Origin of the sequence: Gracilimonas sp. (assembly GCF_040218225.1) — a bacterium.
GTDB lineage: Bacteria > Bacteroidota > Rhodothermia > Balneolales > Balneolaceae > Gracilimonas.
The window spans coordinates 602,093-619,884 of the sequence record NZ_JAVJQO010000006.1 but is presented as its reverse complement, the minus strand read 5'-3'; the positions used below and the strand labels follow the sequence as shown (position 1 = coordinate 619,884).

Annotated in this window: 10 protein-coding genes; 4 read left to right on the top strand and 6 right to left on the bottom strand. The window is 40.6% G+C overall.

Features of this window, described 5'->3' with window-relative positions; genetic code table 11:
* The first annotated feature begins 10 nt into the window (after positions 1 to 10).
* Together RIB15_RS09980 and RIB15_RS09975 are read left to right on the top strand one after the other, a co-directional pair.
* On the top strand, positions 11 to 1,387 hold the full coding sequence (locus RIB15_RS09980) for a restriction endonuclease subunit S (RefSeq protein WP_350202002.1): 1,377 nt from the start codon (positions 11 to 13) through the stop codon (positions 1,385 to 1,387).
* Positions 1,384 to 3,063, top strand: coding sequence for an ATP-dependent nuclease (locus RIB15_RS09975; protein WP_350202001.1), 1,680 nt, complete (start codon positions 1,384 to 1,386; stop codon positions 3,061 to 3,063). The genes RIB15_RS09980 and RIB15_RS09975 overlap by 4 nt, the downstream gene beginning before the upstream one ends.
* On the opposite strand, the gene RIB15_RS09970 is transcribed toward RIB15_RS09975, so the two are convergent.
* Positions 3,064 to 3,549: a DUF6265 family protein gene (locus RIB15_RS09970; protein ID WP_350202000.1), complete on the bottom strand. Its 486-nt coding sequence runs from the start codon at positions 3,547 to 3,549 to the stop codon at positions 3,064 to 3,066. It lies immediately after the preceding gene.
* Positions 3,550 to 3,712: 163 nt separating this feature from the next.
* Between RIB15_RS09970 and RIB15_RS09965 the strand changes: the two genes are divergently transcribed.
* Entirely contained in the window at positions 3,713 to 5,761 is a 2,049-nt protein-coding gene (locus tag RIB15_RS09965) for an OPT family oligopeptide transporter (RefSeq protein WP_350201999.1), read from the top strand.
* 71 nt (positions 5,762 to 5,832) lie between these two features.
* Here RIB15_RS09965 and murI read toward each other — a convergent pair whose 3' ends face one another.
* Positions 5,833 to 6,642 carry a glutamate racemase gene (gene murI / locus RIB15_RS09960; protein WP_350201998.1) on the bottom strand — a complete coding sequence of 270 codons (810 nt, stop codon included), beginning with the start codon at positions 6,640 to 6,642 and terminating at the stop codon, positions 5,833 to 5,835.
* A gap of 82 nt (positions 6,643 to 6,724) precedes the next feature.
* On the opposite strand from murI, the gene RIB15_RS09955 reads away from it, so the two are divergent.
* Complete coding sequence (locus RIB15_RS09955) at positions 6,725 to 8,809, top strand: TonB-dependent receptor family protein (RefSeq protein ID WP_350201997.1); 2,085 nt, start codon at positions 6,725 to 6,727, stop codon at positions 8,807 to 8,809.
* Between the two features lie 6 nt (positions 8,810 to 8,815).
* Here the strand turns inward: RIB15_RS09955 and RIB15_RS09950 are convergent, their stop codons facing one another.
* The 4 genes from RIB15_RS09950 to RIB15_RS09935 form a co-directional block, all read right to left on the bottom strand.
* The gene (locus RIB15_RS09950; protein ID WP_350201996.1) at positions 8,816 to 10,171 is read right to left on the bottom strand and encodes a hypothetical protein; all 1,356 of its coding nucleotides are present in this window, start codon (positions 10,169 to 10,171) and stop codon (positions 8,816 to 8,818) included.
* A 2-nt stretch (positions 10,172 to 10,173) separates the two neighbouring features.
* Complete coding sequence (locus RIB15_RS09945) at positions 10,174 to 11,148, bottom strand: hypothetical protein (RefSeq protein WP_350201995.1); 975 nt, start codon at positions 11,146 to 11,148, stop codon at positions 10,174 to 10,176.
* A 108-nt stretch (positions 11,149 to 11,256) separates the two neighbouring features.
* Positions 11,257 to 11,784, bottom strand: a complete 528-nt coding sequence (locus tag RIB15_RS09940; protein WP_350201994.1) for a hypothetical protein — start codon at positions 11,782 to 11,784, stop codon at positions 11,257 to 11,259.
* 237 nt (positions 11,785 to 12,021) lie between these two features.
* On the bottom strand, positions 12,022 to 17,772 hold the full coding sequence (locus RIB15_RS09935; protein WP_350201993.1) for a lamin tail domain-containing protein: 5,751 nt from the start codon (positions 17,770 to 17,772) through the stop codon (positions 12,022 to 12,024).
* Between the last annotated feature and the right edge of the window lie 20 nt (positions 17,773 to 17,792).

Here is a 17,792-nt window from a genome sequence, read left to right as displayed (position 1 = left end):
GGATGTTTAAATGACGGCATTTATAGGTAATTCTTATTTACAGAAAACAAGTTTAGCCCAATTAACGAACTGGAGTGTGCGCTACCTGTTGGAAACGTCTTTTTCCTATAATGAAAAGTTTGACTTGGCTCCTATAGGAAGCTTTTTAAAAAGAAGAAGAGATATAATTCATGTTCAAGATGAAGTGGAATACCAACAAGTAACGGTAAAGATTAATGGAAATGGTGTTGAAGAAAGAGACTGGAAATTTGGAAAAGATATTGGGACAAAGCGACAATACAGGGCAAGTGCGGGCCAGTTTATTATGTCCAAAATTGATGCTCGAAATGGAGCTTTTGGAATAGTACCGGAGGAGTTAGATGGAGCGATGGTGACTAATGATTTTCCAGTTTTTGATATTGATACTGAAAAAATATTACCTCAGTTTTTTGTCTTATTAACATCTACTAAAGAATTTATTTCTTTTGCTCAAAGTTGTAGTAGTGGTACTACCAACAGGCAGAGAATTGATTTAGAAATGTTTCTTAATCAAACTGTTCCTTTACCAGAAAAAACAGAACAAATTAGGATTCTAAATATTTATAAAGATTTTTCCTCTCGGGCAAAAGGCAATCGAAAGAAGGTTTCAGAAATGAAATTAAGGTTGAAATCTTATCTATTCGAAAAAGTAGGACTTGAAAAGCCGAAAGAAAAGGATATTAATGGTCTTCAGTTTATTCGATATAAAGAAATTTTAGAATGGAGTGTAGATAACCTGTTGTTTAACAGTTCATTTGATTCAAAAACATATCCGACATTCTCTTTTGAATCCGATAGTTCTCTTTATGAAGAATTAAGAAGAGGTAAGAGTCCAGTTTATGATAAAAATTCTGATGCTATTATTTTAAATCAGAAATGTAACAGATGGAATGAAATTAAATTAGAACATGCAAGAAAAGTAAAAAAGAAATGGTTGGATGGAATTAATAAAAACCAATTTACCAAAGAGGGTGATATTCTGATTAATTCTACAGGTGAAGGTACAATTGGCAGAGCGAGTTATGTTACCAATGAATTTGAAGGATTAATGTATGATAGCCACATGTTATTACTTAGGGTAAATAGAAAAAAGCTAAATCCTCAGTTTATTGTTTTCTTGATTAACTCAGAATATTGTCAAAGACAGATTAACCTTATTAAGTCAGCTCAATCTACAAATCAGACTGAGCTGGGTATTGGAAACACGAAAAAAATTATTTTCCCATTGCTGCCTTTAGATATTCAAAATGAAATTTCGGATAAATTAGCAACTAGATATAGAGAGATTGCAGAACTAAAAAGAAATGCAAAAAATAATGATATTAATGCCATCATAGCATTTAAAGATGAAATTTTTCGAGGTCAATGAAGCTAAAAAAACTCAAGATTTCCACAACATTTAAAAACCTTAAAGGGTTACAAATTGATTTTCAAGATAAAAATGGGATTACTGTTCTAATCGGTAACAATGGCAGTGGAAAGAGCAACATTTTAGAAGCTATTAGTGCCATTTTTAGAGGGCTATTTGATAGAGGTTTTAATCCAGGTTTCAGCTACGACTTAAGTTATGATCTTGATGGAAAAGAAATAAAAATTGTATACAAAACGACTACAGACGAATTAAGAGTTAAAGTAGACAATGAAGATGACCGAATAAGAGATGAGTTTTTACCAAATCAGGTTATCTGCTGCTATAGTGGTGAGGAAGACAGAATCTGGACAGCTTATTATAAGCCAGTCTATGATGACTATGTGCAGGCATTAAAAGGTAGTGAGATACCTGAACTACCTCTAATTTTTGTCAATCGATATTATTGGGATATCGCTTTACTAACCTTCTTTTTTTATGATTTTGATTCTTTTGAGGATATAAAAAATTTCTGTGTAGAAACTTTGGGTGTTTCTTCTATAGATAAGATCAGTTTTGAATTTAATAATAGGTTATTAGATAGTTGGCCACAAAACCCAGTTGTCAATTTTGTCAGAACTATTAACCCGAATAAAAAAAGGGAAGAAAGTTATACTCTTGATGAGCTAAAAGGATTACTTGAACGTCTGATTTCAAGTGAAGTAGACTTTTTTAAATACCTCATGGCGGCAACAATGCCGAAAGGGGATAAATTAGTCAAGAGCGTAACGTTATCATTTAATAATGGCCAAACAGTAAAATCACTGAGTGAAGGCGAGAAAAAGTTAATATTGATTCAATTGATTTTAGAAGTATTGGGCGATGAGAATTCTCTTATCCTCTTCGATGAGCCAGACTCTCATGTTCATATTTCTCGAAAAAAAGAGCTTAAGAATATATTTAGCGGCTATGCAAATCGAGAAAATATCCTAACGACTCATTCGCCGACATTAACGCACTCTTTCCCAAATCAAAATATTGAAATGGTGGTAAGCGAGGGTGGAGAATCAAGAATAAAAGAAATTGATAAACTACAATTAATTGAGAGACTAACGGAAGGGCATTTTACTGTTTTTGATGCCAATCTTGGCCTAACAACGACTAGAGATATTCTACTTGTGGAAGGGAAAACAGATTACAAATATTTAAGTAAAGCCTTGGATTTATTAGGGTATACAAATTTCGAATTTGTAATTTTCCCTTGTGGTGGTGCCCAGAATGTAGTACAGGTTCTGAAAGAGGTTTTTATGAACCATTTAAGGGATGAACAATTATGTATTTGTTTATTCGATAAGGATACCCAAGGCATCAGAGGTAAAGAGGGTGTAGATGAAATTGTAAGTGACTCTAGTATGACAAATATTAAATCTATCTATCATAAAAAAACATCAGGCTGGACCGATAGTTTTTTTGTATTAGAAGATTACTTTCCCGTGTCTTTTTACAAGCCGTTTTTTGAAGAAAAAATTAATAATGCTTCAAAATATAGTCATGTAAGTAAACTAAGAGATGCAAAGAAGGTCATCGAATCAAATTTTGATGACGGTGAACATAATACAGTTGAGAATTTTGAGGGGTTTAGAGTTTTGATTGATGAGTTATTAAGGATTCAACGAGTATTTCATTCTAATAACTAATTAATCCCGCTTCATATTAAAAACCTCAGTATGAGGCTCCCCATTTCTCCTCATTCTAAGGGAAATAACGATCTCAGTATCTGATTTCTTTTCAAAAGTCAGCCCTTTCATTTCAATTTTATCCTTTGTAAAGCTGATCATCTCGAATGAAGTCATGTCATCCTTTTCCTCCCAGCCGGTCAGGTCGGGGTGGAAGTGCTTCAGCTTAAGCTCGGTTTCATCCAGCAGCAGGAATTCATAAAACACCAGTTCCCCATCTGCATTGATATGACGGTACATCCCCATCATGGTTCCGTTCACCGGTTCAGCCCAGGTTTCGTGGGATATTCCCCCAAAACCATCTCCGGTCCAGGAGCCTACCAGCCAGCTGAAATCATCGATGTCAAAATTGGTTTTTGAAAGATTTTCGGAAGCCGGGGTTTCATCATAATCAGAAACCGAAAAGCTTCCGATGAGCAGTGCGAGTAGTACGATAAGTTTGTTCATAGCGATGTATATATAATGATCGGGTTAACTATATAACAATTGGGTCACAGTAAAGGGGACATTACTATTTTTATCCTAAAAATCTAACAGCCCACCAAATATTATGCATCAAAGATGAAAATTCGTTATTTACGGCAAACCCAAATTTAGCCATATAGAACCTATGAGTAAGAAAGGATTTACCCCGTTTGTGTCCCCGGAAGATGATCTTCCACAAATTACTGTCAAAGCTGTTATTCTGGGCTTTTTGTTATCGGCGATTCTGGCCGGAGCGAATGCCTATTTGGGTCTTAAAGTGGGAATGACGGTTTCTGCGTCCATTCCGGCAGCGGTTATTTCGATGGCAGTACTGAGGCTCTTTAAGGAATCCAATATCCTCGAAAATAACATTGTACAAACGGCAGCATCAGCAGGTGAGTCGCTCGCAGCGGGTGTGATTTTCACCCTCCCTGCACTGATCTTGCTAAAATACTGGCTGGATTTCCCTTTTATGGAAACAGCTGCTATTGCCATGTTTGGGGGAATTTTGGGAGTGCTCTTTACGATCCCACTTAGAAGGGCTTTAATTGTTGAAAGCGATCTTCAGTTTCCGGAAGGTGTGGCTACAGGTGAGGTTCTTAAAGCCGGAACCGAAGGCGGAGCTGGTATCAAGACGATTATTCAGGCCGGTATAGCCGCTGCTCTGTTCAAGCTTAGTCAGACCGGCTTGAAGATTTTTGCCGGTTCTGTTGGAGGATCCGTAAAAGCAGGGAAATCCATTTTCGGGATGGGAGCCGATTTATCGGTGGCGCTTTTAGCCGTTGGGTATATCGTAGGGTTGAATATTGCGGTACTCATTTTTGTGGGTGGATTGATCTCATGGCTGTTCGGTATTCCGATTTACATGGCAGTTAGCAGCCCTGAAGAGATCGCGGCTATTGTGGGAGCAGCTGAAGGATATGATGCTGCGCTGGCTATCTGGAGTCAAAAAATACGGTATCTCGGCGTAGGTGCTATGGTAGTGGGGGGAGTCTGGGCGCTGATTTCTCTGGCCAAACCGCTGGTAGATGGAATTAAATCATCGATGGCAGCAGTGAAGGAATTGAAAAACGATGGGGCTGGAAACATCCCGAGAACAGAATTGGATACGCCTATCAATATTGTAGTGTGGGGGATTATTGGATTGGCAATCCCGATCTTCATTGTATTTATGTATGTCATTGACATCGAGCATTTGGCAGTAAGCAGCGGAGCCTATTGGACAGCTATTACATTTGGAGTTGTTTTCTCACTTTTTGCCGGATTTTTATTTTCGTCTGTGGCGGGATATATGGCCGGTTTGGTCGGTTCATCCAATAACCCGATTTCTGGGGTGACGATAGCTACGGTGCTTGCAACCTCGCTCTGTTTGCTGGCTATTTTGGGAGGTCAGGTCGATTTTACCGCTGATATGGATAAAGCGACGACAGCTGCGGCAGCTGCAATTATTGTAGGTGCGATGATTGCTTGTGCCGCTGCATTAGCTGGTGATAATCTGCAGGATTTAAAAGCTGGACAAATTGTGGGAGCCACGCCCTACAAACAGCAAATCATGCAGGTAGTTGGTGTGGTAGCTGCTGCTTTAGTAATCGCTCCGATTTTGAGTTTATTATTCAATGCGTATGGGTTGGGTGGCGTTTTCCCGCGGGAAGGGATGAATCCCGAAGAAATGCTGACGGCTCCACAGGCTACCCTGATGCAATCGGTTGCTGAAGGTGTATTTGCTCAAAATCTGGAATGGGCGATGATTATTATTGGTGGTTTGATTGCCGTAGCGATTATCATTTTGGATCAGATTTTAAAACGTAAAGGAAGTGAATTCAGAACACCGGTTCTCGCTGTTGCCGTAGGAATCTATCTTCCGGTAGAGTTATCTGTGCCCATTTTCATAGGTGGAATGATTGCCTGGACCGCTGCCCGCTTTGTTAGAAATCGCGCCATTGAGAATGGGGAAAGTCCTGAAGAAGCGGAAACTTCAGCCGAGCGTAAAGGACTGCTGTTTTCATCGGGTTTGATTACCGGGGAAGCCTTGATTGGGATTATTCTCGCTATTCCATTCGCCCTTTTCGAAAGTACGGATGCACTGCGTATTATGCCTGAGGGTTTGGGCTGGCTAACGGACTTGCTGGGAGTTGGAGCAGCTATTTGCTTTATGATTTGGCTATACAAAGTAGCTGTTAAGAAAGGAGAGTAGTTATCAGTAATCAGCTGTCTGTTTTTTCAAGCACAAAAACTGACAGCTGAAATCTGTTAGATGAAAGCTCTTTACCCCAAACTTACCACTTCCACGCCATTCAGGCTTTTGCCCAAAAAACGTTCGGCAAGCTCGTGAAATCGCTGTGGGCGATCACTCACGTAGCACTGGAAGTCACCACCGGATTCATTCAGCAGACTTAATTCGTCCAGTTTAGATTTGGCTGATTCAGCAATCGACTCTGCCGAGTCAATGATTTCGATAGTTCCGTCTTTCAGAACTTTAGGGATTACATCTTTAAACAAGGGGTAGTGCGTACACCCAAGAATCAGTGACTGAATCCCGCTTTCATTAAAATCATCCAGGTAATGATGTAAAGTTTGAATCGCCACATCGTTATCAATCCAGCCTTCTTCGGCTAAGGAAACCAAAATCGGGCAGGCTTGTTGAGTAACTTTGATGGTTGGGTCGTAGGCATGAATGGATTTAGCATAAGCCTGGGAGTTCACTGTGGCCAACGTTCCAATAACTCCAACATGCCGGTGATTTGGAAGGTTGATGGCATTTTTGGTTCCTGCAGTAATTACGTCTAAAACTGGAATGTCCCCGGCGGCCTGAATAATCTCTTCTTTAGCCGATGCCGAAACGGTATTGCAGGCAATCAGGATCATCTTCACGCCACGCTTCAATAAAAAATTAGTAATCTCAAGAGCATAAGCGCGTACCGTTTCTTCTGATTTGATTCCGTATGGAACCCGGGCAGTGTCCCCGAAATAAATGATATCTTCGTTGGGCAGTGCGTCGATGACCGCCTTTGCTACAGTCAGTCCGCCAATACCTGAGTCGAAAATGCCTATGGGTGCGTTCTTTAAATCTTGCAAATGAGTACTCGGTAGTGAATTATTTGTTGTCAGAAGGTATTCAATTCTTAAATCTTAATACAAGGCTTTGTAATTTGTTCCTATGGACAAAAAATCAGCAGTTTTTCTATTATTAGCATGTAACCTCATTCCAGCCCAGCTTTTAGCCCGCCAGAATATTGACACTCTCAAAGCTGACCTCGGGGAAGTTGTAGTTGTAGGCTACGAAGGCAATCGAAGCGTAATGGAAACGCCCGGCGCCATCACCAATATTAAAGCAGAGCTCATTGGCGGGTTTGACGAAAGTTCTCTTTTGTATGGATTGAATACGGTTCCCGGTGTGCGACTGGAGCAAAGAGCCCCGGGAAGTTATAGGGTAGCTATTCGGGGAAGTTCTCTGAGAGCGCCGTTTGGAGTTCGAAACGTAAAAATCTACTGGAACGGGATTCCCTTTACCGAACCTTCCGGAAGCACGTTCCTGAATCTGCTGGATGTAATCAATATGCAGGAAGTTGAGGTGATTCGCGGTCCGGCCGGGAGTATTTATGGAGCCGGAAACGGAGGGGCTCTGCTACTTGAAAGCCGTCAGTCGAACCAAAATGAAGTTGGAGCAGGTTCCATGATTGGCTCCTATGGATTGTTGCGGTATACCGCTTATGCCCAAAATCAATTTGAACAGGGAAGTTTGCGTTTCAATTATTCCAATCAGCATGCCGATGGCTACCGGGACCAGACGTTCTTCAGCCGACAGACGGCAGAATTATCAGGGCGTTTTCAGCTAAATGACAAACAGGTCATTAAAACCAGTTTCTTGTATTCGGATTTGAATTATGGAATTCCGGGGGGATTAACGCTGGAGCAATTTCAGAATGATCCGAGTCAGGCACGGCCGGGAAATCCATTTGTATTGGGAAGTGTGGAATCGAACGCGAGTATCGATCAGCAATCTTTTTTGGCAGGAATCAGTCATGATGTTCAGATTTCGGACAATATCTCCAATCTCACTGCGGTGTATGGAACCTTTAGCGCGTTTGAAAATCCCTTCAACCTGGATTACAAAAAAGACAGCCGGAAATCGGGCGGCGGACGAACCCGTTTCTATTTTGATACCGACATCGGGGAAGTGAGAACGAGGTTTACAGTCGGTGGTGAATTTCAGGCAGCGAACTATGCAGCCCGAAATTTCGAAAACGATACCAGCAAAGTGGGCGCACTTAACTTTGATGATGAAATCAAGATTCAGTCATCACTCATATTTTTAAATACGGAAATTGATTTGCCGGCTGAATTTTATCTTACAGCTGGACTCAGCTACAACCGTCTGGAGTATAGTTTGAACCGATTGGTTACGAACCTTCCGGACGATACAACCGGACTCGCTGAAAAAACTTTCGATCCTGAGATCATCCCCCGAATTGGGTTGTTGAAGAAATTTAGTCCGGGGCTTTCTCTGCATGGCAGCATCAGCTATGGGTTTTCGCCTCCAACCATTGAAGAGTTCAGAACCAATGAAGGAAGCATTGCTTTAGACTTAGAGGCTGAACAGGGAACCAATTTTGAAGTGGGGGCCCGCGGTACATTTGCAGAAGCCCGAATCACGTATGATTTGACCACGTTCTATTTCAAGCTGGAAGAAACCATTGTGCAACAGCAGTCAGATCGGAACTCAACCGTTATTTTCAGGAATGCGGGCGCTACTGATCAGTATGGAGTGGAGCTGGCTACAAACTGGGCGGTTATCAGAAATCCGGCAAATTTTCTTCAGCAGCTGGACTGGAGTTTGTCTTACACCTATCACGATTTTGAATTCGTAAACTATGTGAAAGATGGCAATGATTATTCCGGAAATAAATTAACGGGTGTTGCACCACATACCGTAGTTTCTACACTCAATGCCAATACAGAACCCGGGTTTTATGGGAATCTGTCCTATAACTTCACTGATGAGATTCCGCTGAATGACGGGAACACCGTGTATTCCAATCCTTATCACCTGGTGCAGACCAAACTAGGTTTCAGAAAAGAACTTATCGAAAACTGGACCTTCGATTTCTTTGTGGGCATCGACAACCTATTGGATGAAAAATACAGCCTGGGTAATGACTTGAATGCTTTTGGTGAACGCTACTACCAGCCGGCAGCTCCCCGTAATTGGTTTGGCGGGATGAAGGTGAATGTTGAGTTTTAGATTAGACTATTCACTGTCAAGACGAAAGAAGTGACTATTGTAATAATATGTAGGTATAAGAAAAGCACCATTTGGCAATTTTGCGGAGCCCACTATATCCCTATAAATAAATGATCTTATTGGTCGAGAGACTTTTTCATTAGAAGGATTATAGATCTGGTAAGTAGATGAATTTTTAGTAAAGATGAGAATAGTACCATTATCAAGTTTAAAAGTTACACTATTATATGCTGGGTTATAAATATAAATTGGTCTATTTTCAAGGTAGGCTGATAAATGGTAAGATTTTTCCCTAAAGTTATATCTATATATCGGATATTTTGTATCGCCAGAAGAATTGTTTCTATCAAAGATGAGAATTTCTTCTTCATTAATTTTTATTGTAACTGGATCGGTAAGAGTAAATTCTAAATCAGTTAGTGTTTCCCAATTTCTTTTCTTGAGATCGAATTTTTTAATCTTTTCACTACCAACTGCCAATGCTTCTTCATCACTAATTTTTACTAGTGAAAAATTAGTTGAATACTCAAAATTCATGGATGACAATTTATTAAGTGTTTGTTCCAGAGGATTAAAAAGATAGACTTCATCACTATGTATCGTAACAATTAGGATGTTCTCTTGATCAAAATAAACTGAGTGGAAATTTTTTCTAGACCAATTATTGTTAAGCTCCGAGAAATATTTTTTTGAAGATGCACTTTTAGTATTTACGTTGTAATAGAAATACTCATACTTATCCATGCCAATAACAATGTTGTGATCAGGTTGTAAGTAAGCGGTAAAGCTACTAGCTGTACTAGGAAAGTCTGTTACGTTCCATGAGTTAGTTTCAAAATTATATATTTCAGGCTGAATTCTTGAGTTTACATTTTGAGCTGTAACCAGATAGTTAAAATCTTTTAATGGAACCAAGTAAGTACCAGACAATGACTTATCGGTAGTCATTTTTGGCCCTTCAACGATATGTGATACTTCTAACACTTTAAATGAAGAACTTGAAGATTCAGTACCAACTGTTTGAACTTCATAAACATAATGTCCGCCTTTCTTAACCGTATCAGTAATTGAAGTTTTATTAGGAGGAAGTTCAGCAATTAAAATCCGTTCATCAATTGGGCCTTTTCTAAGTATCCGAAACCCTTTTTCAAACTCACTTTCGTCAGACCAGCTTAAGCGAACAACATCATTTACATGGAAGGGATAACTAAGGCGGTCGGTTATTTCAGCTTTTAGGTTTGTAACGGAGTCTGGTATAAATGATTTAGAGCCTGCATCATTAGGGTTATTACGATAGAAGTTAGGCACTTCACAACCAATGAAGAAAACTGCAAGCAAAAAGTAATAAATAAGATGTTTCATTTTTAAAAACTTATTAGACCTTTAAGACCAATCATATCATTCTCGATACTAAGATTTAAATATGAATCACCGGAGTTACGAAAACCAATACTTGGGGGAGTTTGACCGTCAATAATATTGTAGATGTAAACACCTGCTGTTAAAAGGCTTGTAGCATATATTATATTTCTTGTTCTGGTAATTTTTTTATCCTTATTGAATAAAATTTTTCCAAGTTCTGTTGCCCTTGTTTCATCTTCTTCAGACTTGTAATTACTATAAGTTTTATTGTAGGAATTCATTTGGTTCTTATAAGAAGAAAGGAAAGCCAAAGAGGTTCCAGATGTTATTATAAAGCCTGTTAAAAATAACATTCCTTTTGTACGTTCGTACTTATAAAAATGAGCCATTCCAGGTAAAAAACTTTTTCTAAGCAATATTTTTTTATCAGGTCGTAAGAAGTGTTGGTAATAATTTCTAGAATCGGTTACATGTGTGTGATTCCAAGTCTTGGAAAAGTTTTTTGAGGATAACTCTGCTTTTATAGAAAATGAAGATTCATTGATGTTAAGGAAAGCTACTCCGGTACTTATTTTATTATCACCCAGATATATATTGGCATTTTCGTCACTTACAATAATTGTATTTACCTGATTTAATAAATAGTAATACGAACTGTTTTTAAAGTAACCTTCTTCAATTTTATCACTTAGCTGTCTGTTATTAAATGTAAACTTGTGGATTTGTCCTGATTCAATAAGCACATTGAATTTACGGTCAAATGAGTTGGGGTACGATATAGTCAAGGAGTGAGTACCTGGTTGAAATTCTAGAGTATCTCCATAATTCACCATCATATAATTTTGGTCATTAATTGGAGAAATGATTGCTGACTCACCATTGAAGTAAACAACCAAGAAGCCTGGGGCTTTTTTCTGTGCTAGAATATGTTGAAAAAAACCTGAACAGATAAACAAGACTAAAAACAAATGCTTCATAGTAATCCAATTTAAAATTTCCTGGGCTAAACTACTATTTAAAAGGTTTATTTTTTCAAGGGGCTATTTTAAGTTTCAAAAAATTGAACGTGAATTCCCACTGGATTTTTAATCTCTGAATCTTCCTAAATGGATGGAAAATAACAATCCTGAATAACTTCGATAAGTGCTGAAATTGCCTATTCCTGTAATCCCAAGACCTAAAAACTTTATTGGTCGATACTGGAAACTGGCTTGCACAGGTACTGTAAACTTAGCCTTTACGGAAGAAGAGCTCGATCCACACCCGAAAAGGCAAAGATTACTTTGATTGGTTAAACTAAATCCGGCTCCTAAACTCATTGATCCAAAAAACCTGGAATCTAAAGGCGTGAAAATTTGACCATATAATATTCCAAAGTCTTGATAAGAAGTACCGATAATACTACCCGTAATTGAAGTACGGAAAGAGAAAAGGTGATTATTGTGCTGGATTTGAAATCCCAGAAGTGCGGAAGTTGCATCATCTATATTTTGAACAAAACTGAGACCAATTCCAGTTTGAACCCATGAGGTACTTGTTTGAGTAGAATCCTGTGCCTGTATAGATGTAAACCCAAAAACAAAGGTTAGAAATAGCAGACTGGCTTTTTTCATAATGAAGGATTTCGGTTCAGATGAAAGCATTAAAAAGTAATATTTATGATAAATCTGGTGGTCATTTCGCGGCGCATGCCCGAAATCTAATTGCATTTAAAGCATCATCTATTGATTAAGTGGCAGCAATTAGATTCCTGCCTTCGCAGGAATGACATTCATTGGCTTTTTGGTTCATATTATAAATCGAACTCAGGTTATTAATATCATTTAAATTATTACCGGTAACAACTAACGTTAAAATTTCTTTGCTAACACCACCGTTTTCTTAAAGGTCTTATTCTTGCCTTCCGCGCTGTTATAGGCTTCGAAAAGTACAATGTAGATTCCTACCCGGTTTTTATTTCCGTCGTCCTTCAAACCATCCCAGATTAAAGAGCCTTCAAAACCGGCTTGCTTTCCATCAGCCAGTTCGCGGACTTCCCGTCCATAACGATCAAAAATGCGGACACGTAACAGGTAGTCCGCTTCTTCAAGTTTATAGTTGATGAAGAGATTATCCTCGAAGCCATCATCATCGGGAGAGAATGGGTTGGGAGTGAAGGCAATACCGGTATCATCGGGTCCTGCTCCGGCTTGCTGAAAAATAGAATTCTGACGTCCCGGTGTACCTCCGCTTACCTCTGTACTGGAACTCCAGTTGGATTCATCATTGCCGGGTCCGTCGGGATCAATGCGTTCTAAAGCAACTCCGTTAATGTCGAAGAGGTTCGGGTTGTGCCAGCTTTCATCATAGAATACGGAGTCGATGGTTGCTCCCGTACTGTCAGACAGGTAGATGGCGTCATCAGAAGAAGCAAGGCTTAAATTGGATCTATCTGCACGTATAAAAGCCTGACTATTTTCGTCCTGCAATTCAAAATACCGGGCAAGTCTGCTTTCAGCAAATTCCTGTGATTCATCTTCCGCATAAAACACAATAGTACCTTTGGCTGGAATCCATCGAAACTGTGAGGAAACAGGTTCAATGGTTCTTATTTCATCATTCTCGTCCGGTTCATCATGAATAAAAAAGCCTTCCAGAGAGACAGCATAATCTGCACCATTATAGAATTCCACATATTCGGTTTGATCCGGGAGGTTGTCGTCAGAATTGGCCAATGGATCGAATAGGATTTCATTGATTACTACATTTCCGGCAGACAAAGGCTGAGAAACTTCGATGCCAAGATCTTCTGCAGTATTGCCCCTGAAATCAATTACGTTCCCGAATGTTATCGTCAAAGGCTCACCGATTGGGTAAGCATCATCTCCAACAATGACGATATTAGCATTGTCCTCATCATACTCCGTTATAGATGCCGGGGCGTCATTTATGGAAATCGGCCCTGTACCAGAAGAGCGTATAAACTCAGAAAAAGCTACATAAATCTTGCCACCCGGTTGCAGCTTTGCAAAGACAATTTCCGGTGGGGTCTGATCGGGTTCATAGGTTGAACTTTGTTCTCCTGCGCTGTTTCCGGTTTCGGAAGTGCTTGAAGCCCAGTTGCTCGCATCGTTGGAAGCCGATTCAGGATCTTTTCGCTCCAGTGAAACACCCGGCTCATTTCCTCCCCATATTTCTCTATAAAACAAACTGTCAACAATCACCCCGTTTTCATCTTTGATGACTGCTGCATCTTCATCATCATTGAGTGACGGAAATCCAGATAGATACACCGCATTAATATCTGATTTACGTTTGGAAGAAGAATTTCCATTTACAAACTCCTCCGAATCGGTAAGCACCAGGTATTTGTTGCTCAGGATAAGAGTTCCTTCCGGAATGGTTGTTGAACCGGTGGCATCTGAAAATGTCCAGCCTGTAAGATCGAAATTGCTGGATGTTCGGTTGAACAGCTCAATAAACTCTTCAGACTCAGCATTTTCCCTCCGATATAAAATCTCATTTATAATCACATCACCGCGATTAACCTGCGAAACCAGGATGTATTCAAGCTCAATGGAAACTGAGGTCAGAACATTACCGAATATGTCTTCGAGATTCTGTACTGTGATAGTGTAGGTCTCTCCGCTGGTCATGTTTGAACCGAGAGCTATGGTAAGTGAATCGCCCGAATAGTTCGTAATTCCACTGATGGCTATTGCCGGAGAAATGGAGTAATTGTCGGGATTGTTAGCCAGAATGGAATCAACACGCTCATCAAAAATAACCCGGATGGAATCAGCAGCGATAATGAACGCATCCTCTGAAACCGGTGGCTGTTCATCTTGCTCAATGTCGTTAGCACGTCCCGGTGTAGCCTTATGTTGATTGGGAGAATCACCCCAGTTTTCCTTGTATACAGCGGGGAAATCAGGCCTTCGTCTTTCAAGAGATACTCCTTCGCCACCCCAGTCAGACGTATAGGTTAATGAGTCGATCAGCACGCTGTCGGCATTATGGATCACAATCGCATCGGTACTGTTATTCAAAGAAGAGAATCGACTTCCCAGTACTATAGTTGGCCGATTTGGAAAGATTTCCAGAAATGAACTGTCAGGCACAAGAATGACATATGAGTTTAAAGTTAGTTTATAACTTTCTGAGATGATTTCCCGACGGTTTCCGGTGTTGTCATTGAGCGTCCAGTTTCGGAGATCGTAGTTTTGGTTGGTGGGATTATAAAGCTCAATAAACTCCGTGAAGTTATCTTCCGGTTCATACATGAACTCGTTAATCACCACATCATTTTGGCCGGCTGTGGCTAAATCAATAAGAAAAAAATCTTCCTGCAGTTCATCGGCTGTATTGCCAAATACGTCAGCCTGATTGTTTATAATGAGGGTGTAGATGGTTCCATCTTGTTCACGGGGAATGCGGGAGGGAAATGAAATCACCACGGTATCGGGAGCAGAGAAATTTATGGATTGTGGAGCATCAGGCGCTTCTTCTAAACTCGCAGGATAGCTTATAACATAGTTTTCAGCGGTTGTGGCTGGTGACTCTTGAACCTGTTCTGTAAAGATGACTCTAAGCGTACTATCGTTAAGTACAGCAAGTGATTCAATGTTTGGCGGAATGTCATCTTGCTGGATCTGATTGGGAGTTCCGGGGGTGGCGCTTTCCTCAGCAGGTGAATCACCCCAGTTGGGTTGCAGAGTAGCTGCATAGTCAAGACTTCTTCGTTCCAGCGAGCGTTCATTTCCGCCCCAGTCAGATGTATAGGTGAGGGAGTCAATAAGTGCTCCGCTTTCATTCCTGATTACAATGGCGTCACTGGAGTTATTTAATGATGAAAAGCGACTGCCGATTGAAAGTGCAGGTATATTGGGATATATCTCAAAGAGGGTGCTGTCGGGGAGAAGAACCAGATAAGAGTTTGGAGGGAAAGTATAAGCTGTATCCGATATGACCCGTTTGTTTCCGGAATTATCATTGAACGTCCAGCCCTGCAGATTGAAGGAGCTGTCGGTACGATTTACCAGCTCCACAAATTCTGAGAATCCTTCTGTTGGATCATACATAAACTCATTAAGAGCTACTTCTCCTGAATCAGCTTTAGCGTATTCAATCAAAAAGAAAGAAGAGGAAAGGGTGGCCGATACATTTCCGAAAACATCAATTTGGTTAGAAACATCAAGCACATAGGTAATTCCCTCTGCCGGGCTTTGAAATTCTGTGTCATACTGAAGAAAAATGGTATCTGGAGCAATAACAGAGACCGATTCAAGCCCCGGCAGAGTTGGAGATTCTCCAGACAGCATATAGTTACCTGTGTTTTCTGCAGGTCCTATTTGTACCCTTTCTGAGTAGATAACCCGGACAATGTCATCTTCGATTAGGGAAACTTCAATAAGTTCTGGTGGATTTGTATCCTCAGTAATCTCATTTATGGCTCCGGGAGTGGCTAAGTTTTCTGAAGGGGAGTCTCCCCAATTTTCTCTGTAGGTTCCGTTTACCTCAGGGGTTCTTCTTTCCAAAGAAATTTCTTCACCGCCCCAGTCATTTTTGTAAGAAAGGGAATCGATGATAATTCCATTCTTATTTTTGATAATAATGGCATCTGAACTGTTATTCAGGGAGGAAAACCGGCTTCCCATATCAATGAGGGAAATGTCGGGAAAGGAAGTAGCGATGGTGCTATCAGGAGTGAGGATTACATACTCTCCGGCAGGTAGTACAAAGGTGCTGTTAACGATGGTTTCATCATCTCCGGTATTATCACTGAACGTCCAGTTTTGAAGGTTGAACGAACTATCGGAGTGGTTGTAGAGTTCTATGAATTCCGAAAAACCATCAGCGGGATCATACATAAATTCATTGATGACAACCTGACTTGGCTCAGCCGTAAAGATCACAAAGTAGTTGAACTCCACTTCCCGGGTAGTAGTGTTTCCAAAAATATCGGTGAGATTATTGGTGGTTAATGTCCAGGTTCCATTGTATTCCTGCAATTCTCCATCCAATGTAATTCGCAGGGTGTCTGATGCCAGCTGATTGATGGCTGAAATTCCGGGAAGAGCAGGAGTACCTGCGCCGGGTTTAGGATTTTGACTCAGTACATAATTACTCAAATTTTGAGCAGAACCCGACTCCAAACGCTCCGAAACGATCAGTAATAACGTTTCACTGTCTTCAACTTCTAATGAGAGAATAAATGGCGGGGTGTTGTCGGGTTGAATTTGATTGGAAGTGCCGGGTGTTCCAAAATCAGGATTTGGACTATTCCCCCAATTCTCCTTAAAAAAAGAAGATACGAATGGATTCCGGCGTTCCAGTGCCACATCTTCGCCTCCCCATTCAGAGTCATACTGCAGGGAGTCGATGGAAACACCGTTCTCATCAAAAAGCCGAATTTGATCTTCCCCATTGTTGAAAGCAGGCAGCGGAGTCTGCAGATAATACGCTTCCCCATAAAAATTATTCAGAGTCGAAGTATCAGATGAAATAACGACGAAACTATCAGGAAGCAGAGTGAAATCGGTAAAAGAAAGCGTACTCAGGGAATTGTTATCTCCAAGCTGCCAGTTCTGGAGGTTGAGATACCGGGATGAGGTATTTCGAAGCTCAACATATTCTGCGGTTCCGGGAGGCGGGTCCTTCAGAAACTCGTTGATGATAACATCTCCGGCCTGATATTCATCATATACAAAAAACGAAAAAGTAGTATCTGCCAGGGAAGTTTCATTGGCACCATCTTCAATTCCCGAAATGGTGAGAGAATTCGGTCCGCTGGAAATAGCCGAAGAAAAAGAAATACGGATGGTATCCCCACTTTGCTGATTTACAGATTGGGGATTTATGCCCCCGGGATTTAGTACAAAATCAGACGACTGTACGGTAGTAAAGTCAATACTTCTTGAGAAGGCGACATCAATTTCTGTTTCGTTGACTACAGAGACAGAGCTTACTTCAATAGGAGGGATGTCAATTTTGAAATCGTAGTAGAAAAGATTGGAGCGGGTGGAAGAATAGGTGTTCTTAAATCCAAAGAAAGAGGCAGAAGAATAGGTGTTGTCGGTTCCGGTGTCTTCAACAGTGAGCGCGCCTGCATAACCTTGACCTACTTCAAGCGTCCAGTTGCCGGAAACGTCCCGGGTTACTTTAACGCGGAAATCTCCACCTGAACTGATATCTGTAGAGCCCGTCAGGATTTCATTTTGTTCACTGCCATTGGTAATTCTGAATAACCGAAAGACATCTTCGCTGCCATTTTCCCCGCCCCGAAGTTTGTATCCGTTGAGGGCTGTGGTCAAATCCTGACTATCGCTCATCAGGTATACTTCTGCTTTATTTCCGTCAGAGGGACTAAATCCATCAAACCTTATAAAGAATTCCCAATACCCGGCGGTATTTGTAGATGGTATGCTCAGGTAAGAAATGCCGGCGCCGGAAGCATTTTGCTGAAGCAGAATGTTGCCGTTTTCTTCCGAAAAGATGAAATTTCCGGTATCTCCTGACCAGCCTGAAATATCCTGATCCGAAAAATCATCTTCGAAGTTGACCTGTTGCCCGAAAACGATGCAGGGCAGTCCCCATAATATCGTTAATAGCAGTACCCTCATGCTCGAAAAATTAATTAAGT